Raw genomic sequence first — 17,270 nt, 5'->3', positions numbered from 1 at the left:
CTATAGAGGCGGTGCACTATTGTTATTCGTCAACTACAGTATTTTCTTCTATCCACGGCGATTCATTCTCAAAATCGTAATCGTCGGGATCAGCGCTAACCTTCACACCCTGCTTCGGCTTGATGAGCTTCACATAGGCGAAGGCTCCACCGCCTGCCAGCGCCAGCAGCAGGACGATGACCAGCAGACCGCCGCTGCTCTTTTTCTCCGGCTGCTCCGCTTCAGGCTCCGGCTCTGCCACTACCTCCTTGCCGCTGCACTCGGAGAGGTTATTCTTGCAGACAGGGCAATTCGTATTTACCGCGCCAGCCGCACACTTTTCCTTGCAGTTGCAGACGGCGGGTACCTCCGCCGCAGGCGCATCGTCGCCCATGAGCGTCAGAAGGTCGGCTTCATCCACCTGGTTCAGAAAATGCACGGTTTCCTCGCCCTCGTTGTCACGGTCAATAATGAGATAGAACACGTTGCCGTTTCTCGTTTCCACAGTGATAAACTGCTTGCCGCTCCGGGTGCTGCTGCCGATATCGTCGATCAGCGAAAGGTTCCCGTCCGGCGTCAGGGCGGCATCGCCGCTGCCGCCCATAAGCTGCTCAAACAGCTCGCTCAATTTGTCGGGATCAATGGACAGAGATAGGCCGCCGTCAGCCTCGCCGCCCGTATCGTTGAGCGTCATATAGCCGGAATAGACGTAGCCAATCTTTTCCGGCAGCCGGACCATATACCAGTCGCCATCCGTGCCGACGACCTCTACCACCGTTCCGTTCGGGAGCTGCGCGAAAGCGTAGTTATCCAGCCCGGCGCCCGTGCGGACATTCAGCTTGCCTCCATTCGTGGTGACGGTGCCGGTCTTACCGGATTTCTCTGCGCCGCCCAGCACAGAGCCAAACAGCGTGGAGATTAGTTCGGAGAGATCGTCCCCGGTGATATCCGCGCTGTCAGTCGGTTCCGTCTGTGCCTCAGAGGTAGGCACTGTATCCTCGCTGCTTGCAAAAGCGACCGTGGAAAAGGCCGTCATGCAGAGCATAACGGCCAGCAGCACCGCAAGTGTGCGGATCGTGTGCTTATTCTTCATCGTCGGTGCCCTCCATCATGTCGGAATCAGCGGCGGCCTCCATTTCCATCATTCCTTCCGGCAGGGAGATCATGCCGCTGGCGTAGGCACGCAGGAAGGCGGTCAGTTCCTTGTTGTCCATATGGACAGCCTTTACCATACGGACGATCTCCATATTTTCTTCCTCCGCAAGCTGTGCCTCCAGCGCACGAAGGCGCTTCTGCTGCTCCGTGATCTTCTCCCGGACCTTCTCAATATCACGACGGATCTTCTCAGTAGTTGCCATAGTCAAATAAACTCCTTTCCAAATCGTTCTCTCCATGAATAGTTGCGTCCAAGCCCCTGAACGGTTTTCAGGTTGGCCCGTGCGTTATCCTCCAATGCCAGCGCACGCCGGAACAAATCCGGGTAATGCTCCCGCAGGTCGATGATCTCCTCCGCCCGCATACTGGGGCAGAAAAAACAGGAGGACTTTCCAGGCTGCGGCAGGCCAGCCGCCTCGATTGCCCGGATACACGCCTCCCGGTCCCAGCCCCATTCCATCAGGGGATACCACTTGCTGTACTTCGGGTCTGCCAGATCACGCAGAAGGACCTTGTCGCTGCGGTAGTGCTCGCCAGCGTCATAGCCGATGAACTTGACCACCTTTTTCCCGCTGACCCAGACCTTGCGGCATGGAGGATAGTTGTTGCAGAACTTTTCCTGCGGCCCGATCTTGTGTTTCAGAGAACACCGCTTGAAGCCGTAGGCGATAGAGGGCAGCGTGCCGCTTTTCAGACATTCATCCTCCAAGGTCAGCCTCCTGCCGTCCTTCGTGGTCTTATAGACCCGTGTGATCTTCGGCATACCGTGTTCCTCCAGCCAGCGATCCATGATATCCAGATAGGCGTAGGTATGGGGATGCTCACCGCCCGTATCCGCAAACAGGATCAGGTCAACAGGGATACGGTGCTGATGCAGTCCAACAAGAAGGGCGGTGCTGTTCGCACCGCCGCCATAGGAAACAATATTGATATACTCACCTCCATCAATCATACGGCGGTCTGCCGTAGGCGTAAAAGTGCTGCTGCCAGTAGCTTGTATTGAGCCTTGCGTACTGGATTGGGTCGCCGCAGTGCAGAAACATGGGGTTGCCCGCATCGTCCAGCCCCACATAGAAGCCGACATGGGAGATGCCCGCGGTATCGTAGGTCCCAACGAAAAATACCAGGTCGCCCGGCTGCGGATCAGATACCCGTGTGGAAATGTTGTATAGGCCTTGGGCTCCCAGCCGCCCGATATTGCATAGACCGCTGTTGGTCAGAACATAGCTCACAAAGCCGCTGCAATCAAAGGAGGTGGATGGGCTGCTGCCGCCCCAGACGTAGGGATATCCCAGGTATTTTTCCGCCTCCGTAATAAGCGCCGCAAAGCGTTCATCGGAGAGGTATTCCGCAGGGATTTCATAGTCCTCCGGCGGGGTCGTGATATACTTGTCCACATACCAGGAGGACGGGAACAGGTCGGATCGGTTCCCCAGCGTGGACATATACACGGCATACATGGAAAGCGTCTCCGTATCCATGATGTAAACGGGAACATGGCTCAGATCGAAGTTTTCAAGCTCCACGGTGCAGATGTAATACGTGTACGGGACTTCCACCTCATACTCGTTGCCCTCTCTGTCCGTTCTCGTCTCTGTGCGGTAGCGGGTTTCCGTGGTGACCGTCTCGGTGAGGATGTATTGCTTGTCGAACAGCATTTGAAGGTCGCCCTGCACCTGGTCTATGGTGAAGGTGCCCTCATGGAGCGCCGACAGAATGGACAGCAGCACATAGGGATCGTGCTCGATCTCGTCCAGATCGTAGTGATACTCGTCATAGTCGTGGGTCTGCTCATAGGTATCCAGATATCGCCGCAGCTCGTCCTCCTTGGCGCAGTAGGCGGCCTCCGCCGCCAGCAGGTCAGCATCCTCGGAGAGATAAGAGGACGCAACGATGTTGGACACGCCTCCGCCGAACATGGAGGAGCAGGATTGCAACAGGCCCAACAGCAGCACCAGCACAAGGCCGACCCCGCCGATGATAAGGAACACCTTCTTGTGCCGGGCTATGAACTCGCCGGCCTTCTTCGCCGCCTCCGCGCCTTTCTTTGCGCTCCTGGCTGCCGTCTGTGCCGCCGCCTTTGCACCCTCCGCGCCGCGCGACGCCCGGTAGGCCGCCGCGTACTGCCGCTGCATCCGCTTCTTCTGCCAGATGCGGGAGATGGGGCTGCCGGACGCAAGATGGGGGTTATCATGGAGCGCCTTTTGGTAAAGTGCCTCCGCGTTGGCCCTGACCGCCGCCTGCTCCGCCTTTGCCGCGTCCCGCCAGGGCTTCACCTGCCGCTCCGCCCGCCAGTTTTGCAGCTTACGGTTCCCATAGCCCACGGCTTTTTCCATGCCGCGCTCGGTGAGATGGCCCGCCGCCACGCCGGAGTTCTCCTGCTCCACCTCCCGCACCTTGGCGTGGGCGGCGTGGGCGACCTCCTGCAAAGGCCGCGTCAGCGGGTTCGACCCCGGCTGCCGGATCGAAGCCGGCTTATCCGTCTCATGGAATACCAGCCTTGTACGCCCGGCGCCGGAAGCCTCGTCAAAGACACGCTCCGTGCCCAGAATGCGCTTTTTGGGGATGGCGGCCCTTGCCGCGTCCAGCTTATCCGCCGCCTTGTCGGACTTGCGGATCGCCTGTTGCAGCTCCGGCGCGGCGCATTCCTCGTCTGAAAACTGCAAACAGGAGGATGGACGGCTATTTGCCGCCGTACCCTCCCGGTAGGCTTTGCGGCGGTTCCGCCGCTTTTTCTTCTGAGACTTCCGGACGCGCCGGTCGTCCAGATGGTGGAGGGCAGTCCTTGTCAGCGCCGTGGAATCGCCGGAGGGGGAATAGTCCTGCTCCGGCGCACGGTCTGAAACATGGCTCGCCTCGCCTGTGACCATGTTGACGGAAATGGCTCCGTCGCGGGTCATCTTCTGCGCCTCCTTCTCGGAGGCCTTCCATTCCTTCATGCGTCACCACCTGCCTTTCCGTAGGGACAAATGCTCACACACTCGCCCGTCTCGATCATGGAGATATACTTGAAAATGGGATATGCCTGGGGCGGGCAGACCGCGTTGCCCAGGGTTTTCAGCCGTAGGGCGCGGTCCGCGGTGTTTTCGGTGATACGGGGGACGCCATCCGGCTCGGCGGCCCAGAGGATACGTCCGTCCATTTCCGGGGGAAGCCCATGAGCCATTCCACCCAGTCCGGGTTCAGCGCCGCCGTCTCGGATAGCGGCTGCTCCTGCCGGATCACCTGCGCCGACAGGTTGGCAGACGGGGCGCTGTTGCGAAACGCCGCCGGTTTCAGCGTGGAGCGGTAGCCCTCCGACGCTGCCGGGGTCAGATAGAATACCGCCGCCGACAGGCTCAGGCTCCAGATTGCGCCGCTTTTGTTCACCTTGCGGAATATTCCGTTGTCGGAGAGGTACACATCCAGGTTGGCCGCGTCCCTGCAGGTGTTCTTGTCGGAGGCAAGGGGCGTGGGAAACATCAGCCGCGACGATAAAAGTTCGCTGGCGCTCATGCCATGCGCCGACGCCGCAAGCCGGAAATACGAATGGGAGAACAGCGTATCCCGCTTTTGCCAGGTCAAAGATCGTTTTGTCGAGCCCCATATTGATGAAGCCAGCAACATTTTCCCCAAGCACCCAACGGGGCCGCAGCTCGGTAATAACGCGGCACATTTCCGGCCACAGGTAGCGTTCATCCGCAAAGCCCCTTCGCTGCCCCGCGGTGGAGAAGGGCTGGCAGGGAAATCCGCCTGAGAGGGCGGTAACGGTTTCAAGTCCTGTTTTTTCAAAAAACGCCTCCTTTGTAAAAGTCGTGATATCCCGGAATCTCGGCACATCCGGCCAGTGCTTTTCCAGAACGGAATAGGGATAGTCTGCCCACTCGCATTGACAGACGGTGCGGAAGCCCGCCGCCTCCGCCGCCAGATCAAGCCCGCCAATGCCGGAGAACAGGCTCACATGGGTCAGTTGGTTTGCTATTTTGTATTCACCTCCTGATTTTTGGCATAAGAAAACCCCTACTTCATCTTTGAAGCAGGGGTTCTCTTATAAAGTATGGAGTTATGTTATCTCATAGAGGACTGACAACTCTCTCCCCTTTAAGGAAAGTAATAGAAAAATAATACTTTTCCAACGGAACAAATATGCCATTTTCCTCGGCAAACTTTTTTAGATATCGGTTACAGGTCGTTTCCCAAGCATATACTTCTATATTCCAACCTAATCTATGAATACGCTGCAAATCAGCCAAAAAACCTTTGCCGAGAGCGCCGCCTGATCCATCTCCGGTCAATAACGCCATTGTATTGGGCTTGTTGTCCAGTGCGACACGGAACATATTTGTTTGTAGTGACATATCCACGCTATCTTGCTCTTTACCGGCCGCTGTTTTATCCAAGAGGGTCATATCAATTCCGAGGTTTTGCAAATACCCCCATAATTCATCCGAAGGAGGTGGTACACTTCCTGCTGCGTATGCCCCATCAATAACTCGACCATTGCGAACCAATTCAAACAAATTTTTAAAATATGTTCGATAGATTTCTCGTGGTTTTCCCGGCTCAAAAATTGGATATACGGATTCTAGCCCAGAATAGTGAATGTTTGAGTTGTCCCAAAAAATAAACATCTACTTGTTCCTCCCTTCTATTAGTGATTATATATTATATTTACAATATTTTCAACAAATTATTTTGCGCGTTTATTAGTATTAGACAACTCTTTTGCGCTTTTGCGTCGCAGGGCACCTTTTGATTAATAACAAGTGGCTTATCCAGCTATATGCTTCGTTGAACTCTCTCCCTGAATCGGTAAACACACGTGGACCAGCTCAGTCATAGTCGTCCTCGCTGCCGTCCGGATCATAGGGCGTCAGGTGCGTCCTGCGAATGGCGCTTTCCAGTATATCGAAGCCCGTGATGCCTGTGCTGTCCGTGATGCCCCACCTGCGGTACATTCTTCGAATGCTCGGATTCTCGCCGGAGAGATTCTTCTGCAGCCGCGCAAGCTGCCGCTCCGTTTTCACTTCTACAACACGGTTGCGGAGAAAGCTGTACTGTGCCAGCAGGTCAAAGAGATCGCCCACCAGCATACGGAAGGCGCCGCCGGAGATGATGTAGGCGGGATCGTGGGCGGTGGCGGCGCGCTGCTTTTCCCTGATTTTTGCGTCGTGCTCTTTCAGCACGGCGGTCAAGGGCGTGAGCTCCGCCGCTTTCAGCTCCGCAAGGTCCTTCCTGTCCCCAAACACCAGATAGCGGCCGGGGATACGCCAGGCGGCGAACTTTTCCTCCGCGATCTCGCCGTAGCGCTTTGCCGTCTCGACCAGATTTTCCAGATCCTTCTCGTCCTTCGCCTTTTCGGCGAGGAACGCAAGCTGGTGGAGCAGGCCGTACAGATGCACCTCGTCGTTGATGTGCTTTTCATAGGTCTTGCTTTCGATGACATATTTCATGGTCTTGTCCCATCCTTTCCTTATCCGCTTTCCCCATCGTGGGAAACCTCACTGGGCTTTGTCGTGAGAAGCCGGTACAGCTCCGTATCCTTCGGGAACTCGTCCTTGAAGGGCAGGATCACATTTTGGAAGAACAGAAGGCCGCTGCCGGGGTCCGCGTTGGTCACATAGGCAAGCTGTTCGGCGGAGATGTTCAGCCGCTCCGTCATCAGCTTGCGGTCGCCCGCGGAGAGGTTCAGCAAATAGATAAAATCGCTGTTTTCCAGAATGTTCTCGATCTCCGGGCTGTGCAGCAGGTCCTTCGGGTTCTGCGTTGCCCCGGTGGGGACGCCGCCCCACTTTCTGAAACGCTTCCAGATCTCGGCGCTGTACGCCGCTGTCTGTTCCTCCTTCAAGAGCAAATGGAACTCGTCCACGAAATACCAGGTGGCCCGCCCAATGGAGCGGTTCACCGTGACGGTGTTCCACACCGCGTCCTGGACAATGAGCATCCCCGGCTTTTTCAGGTTCTTGCCAAGCCCCTTGATGTCGAAGCAGACAAGGCGGTTGCGGATATCCACGGTGGTACGGTGGTTGAAGAAGTTGAGTGAGCCGTTCACATACAGGTCAAGCGCCTGGGCCACGCGGTCCGCCTCCGGGATATGCTGGGCGGTGAGGGCGGCCATGAGGTCGGAGAGGATCGGCATATTCTCCGGCCGGGGATCTGCGAAGTACGGCTGATAGATCTTCTGCACGGCCCGGTCAATGACGGTTTTCTCGATAGCCTCCAGCCCTGTCTTGCTGCCCATGATAAGCTCGCAGAAAGACAGCACGAAATCGCTTTTCAGCGCCAGCGGGTTTTCTTCCTCGCTGTAATTGAGGTTGATATCCAGCGGATTTACATAGTCGCGGCTGTTGGGAGAGAGCCGGATCACCTGGCCGCCCAGCCGGTTCACCAGCGGAGAATATTCATCCTCTGGGTCACAGATGATGACATTATCCTTTGTGGTCAGCATGACATAGGTGATCTCCCGCTTGCAGCTCATGGACTTGCCGCTGCCCGGCGTGCCGAACACAAGACCGTTGGGACAACGGGACTGCTTGCGGTCCAGCAGGATCATGTTGTTGGAAAGAGCGTTGAGGCCGTAATACATGGCATTGCCGCCCATAAAAAGTTCCTGGGTGACGAAGGGGATAAATACCGCCAGCGCCGATGTGGTGAGGCTCCGTTCGATCTTGATACGGCTGAGGCCCAGCGGCAGCGAGGACATAAGCCCGTCCTCCTGCTGGAAGTCCAGCCGGGTTAGGATACAGTTATGGGTCTGGGCGACGCTGGCCGACTGCGAAACGGCGATCTCCAGCTTTTGCTTCGTGGGCGCTAGATGCAGCATGAGGAAGGTCATATTGAACATTCGCTCGTTGCGGCTCTGTAAATCCTGCAGGAGATTTTTCGCCGCGCCGCCGTAGGTGGAGAGGTCGGAGGGGAGAATGTCCAGATCGTAGCCGCTGCGTGCAGCCTTCTTCTGCTCCTGAATCTTCATGGCGTCCAGATCGGTAATCTTGCGCTTGACCATCTTGATTGCCTCGTTCTGGTTGATGCCGCGGATGTGCATGGTGACGAGAAGGTTTCCCTCCACATCCATGAAATCCGTGAGGATACGGTCCTGGATCTCCGGGGCTAATATCTGCAAGAAGGACACCGCACCATACATTTCACCTATGCGGAAACGCCGCGTCTCGCCAAACTCGAAGGAGGACGGTGAGATGAAGTCCTTGACGGACAGGCCGCTTGCCGAGAGCCAGTCCCATTCAAAGGCAAACTGTCCGCCCTCCGGATGGAGAAGGCCATGCAGCAGCGCCAGCCGCTCTTTGCCGTCCAGCACCCTTGCGCCCGCGCCCATGACCTTGAAGCGGTTCAGGGTGTCTGCCTCGATCCGGGAAAACCTTGCCCGCGCCGCCGGAAGATTTTCCGCCTCGATGGTCAGCGTGACATACTTGCTTTTCACGAAGCCATTGTTGCCGCGCTCATACTGCATTTGCAGGATGCCGGAGGCCTCCATGCGCATATCGTCCAGCGCGTCGCCCTGGGCATCCATGCCGAACAGGTTTCCGTTCTTGTCCTCATGGCGGCTGCTCAGGGTCATTTGCACGCCGATGGAGGGATCATAGCCGTTATAGAAATCGCAGAGGCGTTCAAAGATATCCCGCTGGTCGTCCGGCCCTGCCAGACGGTAGTTGACGTCCTCATAGGCTATGGTCTTGGAGAAAAGCCGGTCGTCCAGCCTGCACAGACCGTCCGGGTACAGATTCCGAAATGGGATGCTGTCCTGCACGGTATGGGGTTTGCCGTCGCCTTTTGCCTGCCGGATGATGGCTTCGATTTGTCTTCGCTCCACCCGCGTGAGCTTACGCTTTGCGGCGGGCTGTGCGTTTTCCGGTTTTGCCGCTCTTTTCAGCAATCGCCCGTACCTCCTTTTCCAGTTTTGCCTGCCGCACCAGGGCGGAATAGGCGTTGTTGGTCTGATAGATGCGCTGCTTCGGACGGATGAATTTGCATTGGATCAGGTGCCCCAGGATCACTTCCAGTGTTTGCCCGTTTTTCTCATAGAGGGCAAACAGGAAGAACGGGAGCATGACAAGGATCATGCACAGCGCCGCCGAGGTCGTACCCATGCTGCTCTTGCTCAAAAAGAAAAGCGGCACTCCCACAAGCACCGCCGATCCGAAACACACAAGCTGCCGCTTCGTCAAGCCGAACAGCATCTTGCTTTTGATTTTTGTCAGGTCCTTTGGAACCGTTACGTATGCCAAAATTGATACCTCCTTTAATGCGCTCCGAACAGGCTTTTTGCAAGGCTGCCGGTCTTGAACAGGGTGTAGCACAGCAGCACCGTGTAGCCCATGCACTCCCAGATTGCCACGGTGATATCATCCCCCACGGCGATATTCTGCACCAGCACCGCATAGATGCCGACGCAGACCATGATAAGAAACGCCTGAAAGCCCAGCGCCAGCAGGGACTTCAAGTAGTTCTGCCCCGTATGGCCCCATTCCCGGTTGACCATCGTGGCAAATGGAATCGGCCCCACGGACACGGTCAAGTACACCTCGATCATTCTTCCGTAGATCACAAGGAAGATGGCAATGGTGAGGATATGGGAGCAGAGGCCCACAAAGACGCTTTGAAACCACAGGCCCAGCAGAGAACCGATGCTCCAGTCCGCCAGCGTTGTTTCCAGATCACCCACGACGCCGGAAATGTCGATCCCAGCATCGGAAATGATGACGCCTGCGCTCTGATCGACCACGCTCTGCGCCACGTCGAACACCGCCATAACGATATTCCAGGTGTTCGTGACGATCAGCACCGCGCAGAAGGTCTTGAAAATCCACTTCCAGAAAAGCCAGGTGTCAAAATCATGGAGATTATTTTTCTCGACGATCAACTGGATCAGCTCATAGCACATGACGAAGGTGAGGATGATGCCGGCGATGGGGACAATGACCGTTTCGGACAGGCTGCGGATCATGTTGAAGATACCGCCGTTCCAGCCGGAGGGCGTCATGCCGACCTCGCCTGCGATCTCGGCCACCTTCGTATTCACGGTATCAAAGGTCCCGGAAAGGTTTGAGATGATGCCGTCGATCAGCACCTCCTTGAACCATTCCTGGATTGTGTCGATTATCACGGGTGGTCACACCTCCTTTCGGGGGCTCCCGCCGTGAAACGGGAGCCGCCTCTGAGATTTTGATAGGACTCAGCCCAGCAGACCGGACAGCAGGGGGATCAGGGTCACGCCGATCAGCGCCACGCCGCCGCCCGCGACGAGCTGCTTGACACCCTGGCTTTTTGCTTATGTGTGATAAAGAAGCAATAGAAGTGCAAAAAATTTTGCCGTTCCTATCCGACACTTGGCCATTGTGTCGGATAGGTCGGGCGGTTATTCGGGCAAGTCAATCTTGCCGACAAAGCTGTAATAAATCTCAATGTCCTGCCTGCGGGTGCCGTTCTCATCATAGCTGCACTCATGCACCACAATTTTCTCGATCATTTCCCGCAAGAGAGTGGGGGTCAGTTCTTCAAAGGCAAGGTGCTTGCGGACAATGCCCATAAATTTCTCGGCGTTGACGGTAGCTGCCTGTGACTTGTCCAGTTCGGCTTGCAGGGCGGCGGCTCTCTTTTTCAGCTCCGCTTGCTCGGCTTCGTAGTCAGCCGACAGTTCCATGAAACGCTCATCGCTGATTTTGCCGTTTACATTGTCCTCATACAGCCGCTTGATAATGCGGCTGATTTCAGAAATGCGTTCCTGCGCCTGTTCAAGCTGCTTGATGGCTGCGGCGGTCTTTCGCTTGCCGCCGATCTCGTTCTGCTGGACAAGTAGTTTCACAAACCGGCTCTCATGCTTGGCTGCGTATTCGGTCACTTGCCGGAGATTTGCCAGGACACCAGCGGTCAACAGATCGGTGCGGATAAAGTGCGCCGTACAGTTGCGGGTGCGCTTCTTGTAGCTGCCGCAGATGTAGCAGTCCTGTTTGCGGTCTTTGTTCTGATACCGCTGCTGATACAGCACATGGCCGCAGTCGGCGCAGAACAAAATCCCGGAGAACAGCCCCACTTCATCGTAGCGGTTCGGGCGTTTGCGCTGTTTGCGTAACTCCTGCACCCGTTCCCATGTTTCCTTGTCGATGATCGGCTCATGGTGGTTCTCGAAAATGGCCTGCTTCTCGACGGGGTTCTCTATGCTGTGCTTGACCTTATAAGAAGGCTTTTCCGTTTTGAAGTTCACCAGACATCCGGTGTACTCTCGGTTTTCGAGGATATGAACGACGGTGTTGGTCGCCCATTTGCACTCATAGCCTGGGTGATAACGGCGGGTGCTGCCTGTCCGCTGATATTCCAGCGTCCCCGGCGTGGGGATTTGCTGCTCCGTCAGCATACGGGCAATCTTGGTCGGGCCGTTCCCGGCAAGGCAAAGCTGGTAAATCTGCTGCACCACCGGGGCGGCTTCCTCGTCTATAATAAAATTCTCGTCCTCGTCCATCACATAGCCGTAAACCGGCTTGCTGGTAACAGGCTTGCCGCTCATGCCTTTTGACTTTTTCACTGCCTTGATTTTCTTGCTCGTATCTCTCACCAGCCATTCATTGAACAGATTTCGCAGCGGGGTAAAATCGTTGTCCATGCCCTCGCTGGCACTGTCCACATTATCGTTGACAGCGATAAAACGCACACCCTTTTGAGGGAACAGCATTTCCGTGTAAAACCCTACCTGCAAGTAGTTTCGCCCTAACCGGCTCATGTCCTTGACGATGACCGTACCCACTTTCCCGGCTTCAATGTCCGCAAGCATGGCTTGAAATCCGGGCCGCTGGAAGTTCGCGCCGGAAAAACCGTCGTCGGTGTACCAGCGCAGATTGGTAAAGCCGTTCTGTTTTGCGTAGGTTTCGAGTATCCTTTTTTGGTTCGATATGGAATTACTCTCGCCTTGCAATTCATCCTCGTGGGACAATCTCGGATAAAGGGCGGTAATGAGGTTTTGGGTGGCTTGTCTTAACATAAAATCCTCCGTTTCCGACAGCCAGCCCCACTATTCCGTGGTTTCATTGTACCACGGAACGGCGGGGGCTGTACAGCGGCAAAAGCGTTAAATTTGCTTCTTTACAGCTTTTCAATTTTCCGATTTTTATGGTATGGGTTGTCGTCCCATATTTGCAGTAGAAAAGTTCATAACTCCGTGGTATACTCTGATTTAACAAAAAAATCAGAAGTTAAAGGAGAAAACATGAAGTATACAATAGATGAATTAACCGCGGCCAAAAGGCAAATTGATTCAACTCTGCACAAGCTAAGAGAAACAGTAAAAACATTTGAATCAAAGGATAATTCCGAGCGTTATAAATCACAAATCACATTGGCAAAGAGAAGAATAAAAGCCTTTGAAATTGCAAATTATTTTATAGAGAATGAGATTAAGAATTGCTAAAGCACTTCCGATTTTCGTTCCAGCGGTCATGCTCCCTGGCATGGCCGCTTTTCCATGCCCCGGTTCACGCCGGATAAGTCGGCTCCTGTGTAGCAGCGGCTTCCGCTTCCAGTACCCGCGCCATTTTGTCGGCGGCTGTGGTTGTGGTGTCTTTCTTGAAATAGCCGGACACGACAAGGACGGAATTGCCCATGCGGATTTCCGTCACACAGTCAGGGCGGCGGGTGGTGCGGGTGTCGTGCTGCTTGTTATCTGCCATAGGCAATACTCCTTTCAGTCGGTAATCAGTTTCTTCATGCTCTCCATTTTCCGCTTGGCGGTTTCCTGCCGGAAGTTGTCGCCGGTAAAGCGTACCGGGACGCACATGGAAAGCAGGCGGTCATAAATCCGGGAATGGGCGGTGTCCTCCGGGTTGTGCAGGTCGTCCAGCGTAAGGTTGGTCGTGACGATCAGCGGCTTGCCGCTGCGGTAACGGCTGTCAATCACATTGAACACCTGTTCCAGCCCGTATTCCGTCCCGCGTTCCATGCCGAAGTCGTCAAGGATCAGCAGCGGATAACGACAAAGGCGGGAAATGTACTCGTTGCGCCCCTCAAAGCTGGCGGCAAGGTCATTGAGGATAAGAGCAAAGTTCGTCATGCGGACGGGGATTTCTTTCTCCATGAGGGCGTTTGCGATACAGCCTGCAAGGTAGCTTTTGCCGGTGCCTACGCCGCCCCAGAACAGGCAGCCGATATTGTCTGTCCGCATATCTTCCCAATGCTCCACATACCGGCGGGCAAGCCCGGTCTGCGGGTTCCTGCCGTTGTCGTTCTCGAAAGTCCAGTCCCGCATGGTGGGGTCGGTAAAGCCCCGGCGTTTCAGTTCTTCCACGGTGTCAAGGTGTCTGCGCCGCTTTTCGGCGGCTTCCCGTTCCTCGCGGGCGGTTCTCTGGCAGTCGCACTCTGCCGGGTGGCGGTCGCGCCCGAAGATAGCGGCCTTATCCGGCGCAAAATAGGCTTCTTTCGGCTTGCGGCACTTGCCGCAGTACAGTAAACCGTCCTCGCCGGTGTAGTCCTCCGGCTCCGGGATGGTGGTCGTCATATTCTCCAAAACCGCGTTGATTTCATTCTTCATAAACTCTCGCCCTCCTTGCATGAGTAGTCTGGTATGCCCTTTTTAGGGGCTTCCTTTTTGTCGTTCCCCGCCCATATCCGCAGGGCGGCGGCATAGTTCTGGTAGCTTTTCCCGTTGGCGGCAAGGTAGCGGCTCATTTCCTCGATGAACCGTTCCAGCCTGTCAGGGTACTCTGCCTGCAACTCGTCGTATTCGGTCTGTGACAGAAAAATATTTCCATATCGGCCATAGGGCGCGGACGGCCCCCCACTCACTCCCTTTGTTTGGCTCTCTGTAAGGTTGTTTATAGTAGTTTGGTTAGGGGACGGTTTTCCGACCATCATAAGGTCGGTTTTCTGACCATCAGTAGGACGGTTTTCCGGCTCTATGAGGGGCGGACTTCCGGCCATCAGTTGGTCTGAAAACTGTACCTGTGGCACTGGCGGTACTTTGACATAAAGCCGGTTCGGTGCGGAGAAGCCGCCCCGTTCCCGTTCCAACAGCCCCGCCGTGTCCAGTTCATTAAGCGCCCCCTTGATGGTGGTGCTGCCTTTATCCAGTATTTCTGCTATCTCCGCGATGGGATAGATAATATAAATCCTGCCCTCGTCGTCCAGCCACTTGTTTTTCTGGGAGAGGGTGGAACGGTCTAACAGCAGCGAATACAGCAGCTTGGCGGTCTGTGAAATCTCCATTTTCAGCAGGAAACGGGGATACGGCAGATAGGCGGGCAGCCGCGTGTCTGCCCTGATATAATCAGCGATAGGATCACCTCCCTGTGTTCGGGTTGATTTTGGCGTATTGTCACGCATTAAAACGCCGTTTCCGGGGGAAAAGGATAAATGTATCGCGTACCCTTTGACACCCACGAAAAAAGCCTTGATTTATGCGGGTTTGAAAGGCTCTAAAGCGTGACATCTCTGCCTTTGTTTCCGCTTTCTCTCGGCGGCTTTGATTTTCTTCATGCGCCCGGCGCAGTCGGGGCAGTATTTTCCCCGGTTGGATTTGGGGACAAAGGCCGCCCCGCAGACGGCACACCGTTTCCGGCTTCCCCGGCACAAGAGGGCTGCGGCCAGCTCCCCGTCAAGGGGCAGGACAGCCACACGGAACCAGTGGCACATGAGGGAAAAGGAAATGCTCTGGACGCACACGCAAGGCTCCCCGTCGTCCAATAGCAGGCAGTTCCCCTCATCGTAGTTACAGCACTCATGTACCAGCCGCCGCGCCCGCCGGTGCTGGCGGTAGTCCATGTGGGGCAGGTTATCGCTCATGGCTCTGCTCCTTTCTGCGGTGCGGCTCGTCCCGGCGCAAAATCTGGTCGATGTTCCGCTTGACGGTCTGCAACTCCTTGAACCGCTGTTTCTGTTCGTGATAGGTGTTATACAGGCCGTCTTTCTCGGAGATAAGCTGCTCGATCTCGGCCTGCAACGCTTTCCGGGCGGGCAGCTTGGTAATGCCATGCGCCTTGAAATACCGGGCTGCTGCGTCGGCTATGATAAAATCGCTCTCATGGGCCTGCCGGTATGCGGCGCGGGCTTTCTCGGATTTCTGTGCCCGCAGCCCGTCGCGGGCGGCCTTGGTCTGGGCGTAGGCCAACACCTGCCGCTGCAACTTCTTTTTCCCTTGCAGCTTCGTTTCCAGTGCTTTCAGTTCGCCGCTGGTCTGGCGCATTTTCTGATAGGCGGTGTCAACGGCGGCTTCTAACTGCTCCGGGGAAGTAAAGCCGTATTGCTGGTAGACGGACAGCGTTTTGGCGGCCTGCTTCAGATTGTGTATCTTCGCCCAGCGTTCATAGCCCCGGCCTTTGCCCTCGGCCATTTTCTGCTCAATGTCCACAAGCCGCTGCACTCCGTCCTGTTTCGGGGCGGCTATCTCGGCTCTGGCAACCTGCAAGCGGTCTTTTATGGTGCGTGGGGGATCGGGGGATCTGGCTGGCGCTTCGGCTGCTCTGGCGGCGTTTTGCTCTAAAACGGCAAAGACAGCGGCGCGGTCAAAATCGTCGCCCAGCTTCCGGGCGGTAATTGGCTTTGTCCTGTCCGGCGTGAGGTAGGAAAGCCGCCCCCGGCTCTCCTTGACGGTCACACCCTCCTGCAGCAACAGAGAGGAAAACTCGTCAAAGCTGGCGGCGGTGGCAAGGGCTTTCCGTAGGGTCTGCCGCAGCTTCTCCTTGTTCGTTTCAAACTTGGTCTGCCGGGGCGTGATACTATCGGCAATCATGGGGGCGTTCTGCTTGTCCAGCGCGGCCTGTCCCTTTTTCTGCGCCCAATACTCCCGGTCGGTGACGCGGTTCTTGCTGCCGTTCAAGAGGTCGATTTGATAAAGCCCCTCCCGGTGGCACATCTCCATGACTTCGGATTTGAAGTAGCGCAGGGCAGCGTCGGTACATCGGTGCTTGCAGCCGACTTTCGTATCGGCCGGCCTGTCCATGTAGGGCAGGAACGGCACTTCCTCAATCCGCAGGCTGTTTATGACGATATGCACATGAATGTTGCCGCTGTGGTTATGCCCGTCCGGGTGGGTGCAGACAAGGGCCTGGTGGCCGGGAAAATGCTCTTTACAGAATTGTTCCCCCAACGCCTGCGCCCGGTCTACGGTCAGGCCGTTGTCCGGCCCGTCCCGCGGGTCAAAGCTGATGATGTAGTGGTGGCTTTTCACATCTTCCCGCCGCTGGTTTTTCTGATAGCGGAGATTGGCCCGCATACACGCAACGGCAAAATCCTCCCCGTCGCAGTTCAGCGTGGACAGCCGGTAGTCCTCGCGGGGGATAAGCCTGCCGGTTTCATCAAGGACGGGCTTCATGGTAAACTCGTCATGCTCAAAGAGAAGATATTGCTCGGCGGCTCCGTAGTCGGCGTTTTTAGAGTTGATATGCTTGAGTGTTGCCAACCGCGTCACCTACTTTCTTGAGGACTTCATACTTGAGGACGGCAAGGTCGGATATGGCGGCGCGTACCTCGCCGGAAAGGGTGTTGTAGGGTACGCCGTATTCGTTCAGATACCGGGCAATCTGATTGAGGTTGCCGCCGATCCTGCCGTACTCGGCTGTCAGCTTCCCGACAGCGGAAAGCAACTCGTCATTGACCGACGACACATGGACAACCGGGCGTATGGTCGCCCGCCGTATCGCCTGCCGGAGAAATTCGGACTGGCTGATACCATAGGGCGCAAGCCGCGCTGTGAAGTCGGCATACTCATCTTCGGACAGCCGGGTTTTCACAACGCGGCTGCGGTGGGGCGTGTTGTATTTCTTTCGCATGGTGTGACCTCCTTTCTCGCCCGTAAGGGCGCATGAGCAGGGTTTGGGGAAGGCACTCCCCAACAAGTTTCCCGCGAGGGGCAAAACTGCAGAATTGCGGATTTTGGCACCGTGGTAGAAACTTGCTCTCCGTGACTGCAAACTTTCTCTCACTTCCGTCCGCCACTTTTTTGGAAAACTGCAACCACAAAAGTTTGTTTCTCTTTTTCTGCTACTACTAATCCTGTAAAGGGCATTCCTGCCCGCTTTCGCTAAAATGACACCGGACGCAGTGGTTTCTACCCGGTGTTGGAGAAATCCTTTCTCTTTGCCCTCTACTACGGGTAAATGCTCCAAATGCCAAACACCAGGGCAGAAAAATTCCCTCCTCGCTTACTACTACAACCGGCA

18 protein-coding genes and 1 pseudogene are annotated in these 17,270 nt (G+C 55.9%); 1 reads left to right on the top strand and 18 read right to left on the bottom strand.

Features of this window, described 5'->3' with window-relative positions:
* Positions 1 to 22: 22 nt before the first annotated feature.
* From NE547_RS06185 to NE547_RS06130, 12 genes and pseudogenes are all read right to left on the bottom strand, one after another.
* Entirely contained in the window at positions 23 to 1,072 is a 1,050-nt protein-coding gene (locus NE547_RS06185) for a CD1107 family mobile element protein (RefSeq protein ID WP_256175015.1), read from the bottom strand.
* Positions 1,062 to 1,337: a DUF4315 family protein gene (locus tag NE547_RS06180; RefSeq protein WP_256175014.1), complete on the bottom strand. Its 276-nt coding sequence runs from the start codon at positions 1,335 to 1,337 to the stop codon at positions 1,062 to 1,064. Before NE547_RS06180 ends, NE547_RS06185 begins: the two co-directional genes overlap by 11 nt.
* A gap of 2 nt (positions 1,338 to 1,339) precedes the next feature.
* Positions 1,340 to 2,065 carry a phosphoadenosine phosphosulfate reductase gene (locus tag NE547_RS06175; RefSeq protein ID WP_256175064.1) on the bottom strand — a complete coding sequence of 242 codons (726 nt, stop codon included), beginning with the start codon at positions 2,063 to 2,065 and terminating at the stop codon, positions 1,340 to 1,342.
* Between the two features lie 13 nt (positions 2,066 to 2,078).
* A complete protein-coding gene (locus tag NE547_RS06170) occupies positions 2,079 to 4,073 on the bottom strand; it encodes a C40 family peptidase (RefSeq protein ID WP_256175013.1) in 1,995 nt (664 codons plus the stop codon).
* On the bottom strand, positions 4,070 to 5,095 hold the full coding sequence (locus NE547_RS06165; protein ID WP_256175062.1) for a DNA cytosine methyltransferase: 1,026 nt from the start codon (positions 5,093 to 5,095) through the stop codon (positions 4,070 to 4,072). Before NE547_RS06165 ends, NE547_RS06170 begins: the two co-directional genes overlap by 4 nt.
* 91 nt (positions 5,096 to 5,186) lie before the next feature.
* The gene (locus NE547_RS06160; protein WP_256175012.1) at positions 5,187 to 5,744 is read right to left on the bottom strand and encodes an NYN domain-containing protein; all 558 of its coding nucleotides are present in this window, start codon (positions 5,742 to 5,744) and stop codon (positions 5,187 to 5,189) included.
* A gap of 201 nt (positions 5,745 to 5,945) precedes the next feature.
* Positions 5,946 to 6,566 (bottom strand): hypothetical protein, encoded by a 621-nt coding sequence (locus NE547_RS06155; protein ID WP_256175011.1) that lies wholly within the window; start codon positions 6,564 to 6,566, stop codon positions 5,946 to 5,948.
* A gap of 20 nt (positions 6,567 to 6,586) precedes the next feature.
* Positions 6,587 to 9,001 (bottom strand): VirB4-like conjugal transfer ATPase, CD1110 family, encoded by a 2,415-nt coding sequence (locus tag NE547_RS06150; protein WP_370866826.1) that lies wholly within the window; start codon positions 8,999 to 9,001, stop codon positions 6,587 to 6,589.
* Complete coding sequence (locus NE547_RS06145) at positions 8,952 to 9,356, bottom strand: PrgI family protein (protein WP_256175009.1); 405 nt, start codon at positions 9,354 to 9,356, stop codon at positions 8,952 to 8,954. The genes NE547_RS06150 and NE547_RS06145 overlap by 50 nt, the downstream gene beginning before the upstream one ends.
* A gap of 14 nt (positions 9,357 to 9,370) precedes the next feature.
* Positions 9,371 to 10,234 (bottom strand): VirB6/TrbL-like conjugal transfer protein, CD1112 family, encoded by an 864-nt coding sequence (locus tag NE547_RS06140; protein WP_113992836.1) that lies wholly within the window; start codon positions 10,232 to 10,234, stop codon positions 9,371 to 9,373.
* A 69-nt stretch (positions 10,235 to 10,303) separates the two neighbouring features.
* Positions 10,304 to 10,399: pseudogene (locus NE547_RS06135) on the bottom strand (Maff2 family mobile element protein); the annotation flags it as partial.
* An 87-nt stretch (positions 10,400 to 10,486) separates the two neighbouring features.
* Positions 10,487 to 12,103 carry a recombinase family protein gene (locus NE547_RS06130; protein ID WP_002596236.1) on the bottom strand — a complete coding sequence of 539 codons (1,617 nt, stop codon included), beginning with the start codon at positions 12,101 to 12,103 and terminating at the stop codon, positions 10,487 to 10,489.
* A 225-nt stretch (positions 12,104 to 12,328) separates the two neighbouring features.
* Between NE547_RS06130 and NE547_RS06125 the strand changes: the two genes are divergently transcribed.
* Complete coding sequence (locus tag NE547_RS06125; RefSeq protein ID WP_002596235.1) at positions 12,329 to 12,529, top strand: hypothetical protein; 201 nt, start codon at positions 12,329 to 12,331, stop codon at positions 12,527 to 12,529.
* Positions 12,530 to 12,593: 64 nt separating this feature from the next.
* Here the strand turns inward: NE547_RS06125 and NE547_RS06120 are convergent, their stop codons facing one another.
* The 6 genes from NE547_RS06120 to NE547_RS06095 all read right to left on the bottom strand — a co-directional run bounded on the left by NE547_RS06120 (position 12,594) and on the right by NE547_RS06095 (position 16,880).
* Positions 12,594 to 12,788, bottom strand: coding sequence for a transposon-encoded TnpW family protein (locus NE547_RS06120; RefSeq protein WP_002596234.1), 195 nt, complete (start codon positions 12,786 to 12,788; stop codon positions 12,594 to 12,596).
* A 14-nt stretch (positions 12,789 to 12,802) separates the two neighbouring features.
* Complete coding sequence (locus tag NE547_RS06115; RefSeq protein ID WP_002596233.1) at positions 12,803 to 13,645, bottom strand: ATP-binding protein; 843 nt, start codon at positions 13,643 to 13,645, stop codon at positions 12,803 to 12,805.
* On the bottom strand, positions 13,642 to 14,436 hold the full coding sequence (locus NE547_RS06110; RefSeq protein WP_006356266.1) for a replication initiator protein A: 795 nt from the start codon (positions 14,434 to 14,436) through the stop codon (positions 13,642 to 13,644). The genes NE547_RS06115 and NE547_RS06110 overlap by 4 nt, the downstream gene beginning before the upstream one ends.
* A gap of 72 nt (positions 14,437 to 14,508) precedes the next feature.
* The gene (locus NE547_RS06105) at positions 14,509 to 14,895 is read right to left on the bottom strand and encodes a cysteine-rich VLP domain-containing protein (protein WP_002596231.1); all 387 of its coding nucleotides are present in this window, start codon (positions 14,893 to 14,895) and stop codon (positions 14,509 to 14,511) included.
* Positions 14,885 to 16,510, bottom strand: coding sequence for a relaxase/mobilization nuclease domain-containing protein (locus NE547_RS06100; protein ID WP_002596230.1), 1,626 nt, complete (start codon positions 16,508 to 16,510; stop codon positions 14,885 to 14,887). Before NE547_RS06100 ends, NE547_RS06105 begins: the two co-directional genes overlap by 11 nt.
* The gene (locus NE547_RS06095; protein ID WP_002596229.1) at positions 16,482 to 16,880 is read right to left on the bottom strand and encodes a plasmid mobilization relaxosome protein MobC; all 399 of its coding nucleotides are present in this window, start codon (positions 16,878 to 16,880) and stop codon (positions 16,482 to 16,484) included. The genes NE547_RS06100 and NE547_RS06095 overlap by 29 nt, the downstream gene beginning before the upstream one ends.
* Positions 16,881 to 17,270 lie beyond the last annotated feature (390 nt).

The sequence above is a fragment of the Flavonifractor sp. DFI.6.63 genome, assembly GCF_024462255.1.
GTDB classification, from domain to species: domain Bacteria; phylum Bacillota; class Clostridia; order Oscillospirales; family Oscillospiraceae; genus Lawsonibacter_A; species Lawsonibacter_A hominis.
The sequence above is the reverse complement of the archived record's forward strand: the minus strand, read 5'-3'. Positions and strand labels throughout refer to the sequence as shown.

Bases quoted from the DNA above. Each gene is read 5' to 3' on its own strand.
- NE547_RS06185 (WP_256175015.1), bottom strand. From the start codon at position 1,072: ATGAAGAATAAGCACACGATCCGCACACTTGCGGTGCTGCTGGCCGTT.
- NE547_RS06180 (WP_256175014.1), bottom strand. From the start codon at position 1,337: ATGGCAACTACTGAGAAGATCCGTCGTGATATTGAGAAGGTCCGGGAG.
- NE547_RS06120 (WP_002596234.1), bottom strand. From the start codon at position 12,788: ATGGCAGATAACAAGCAGCACGACACCCGCACCACCCGCCGCCCTGAC.
- NE547_RS06160 (WP_256175012.1), bottom strand. From the start codon at position 5,744: ATGTTTATTTTTTGGGACAACTCAAACATTCACTATTCTGGGCTAGAA.
- NE547_RS06115 (WP_002596233.1), bottom strand. From the start codon at position 13,645: ATGAAGAATGAAATCAACGCGGTTTTGGAGAATATGACGACCACCATC.
- NE547_RS06125 (WP_002596235.1), top strand. From the start codon at position 12,329: ATGAAGTATACAATAGATGAATTAACCGCGGCCAAAAGGCAAATTGAT.
- NE547_RS06155 (WP_256175011.1), bottom strand. From the start codon at position 6,566: ATGAAATATGTCATCGAAAGCAAGACCTATGAAAAGCACATCAACGAC.
- NE547_RS06170 (WP_256175013.1), bottom strand. From the start codon at position 4,073: ATGAAGGAATGGAAGGCCTCCGAGAAGGAGGCGCAGAAGATGACCCGC.
- NE547_RS06105 (WP_002596231.1), bottom strand. From the start codon at position 14,895: ATGAGCGATAACCTGCCCCACATGGACTACCGCCAGCACCGGCGGGCG.
- NE547_RS06130 (WP_002596236.1), bottom strand. From the start codon at position 12,103: ATGTTAAGACAAGCCACCCAAAACCTCATTACCGCCCTTTATCCGAGA.
- NE547_RS06110 (WP_006356266.1), bottom strand. From the start codon at position 14,436: ATGCGTGACAATACGCCAAAATCAACCCGAACACAGGGAGGTGATCCT.
- NE547_RS06095 (WP_002596229.1), bottom strand. From the start codon at position 16,880: ATGCGAAAGAAATACAACACGCCCCACCGCAGCCGCGTTGTGAAAACC.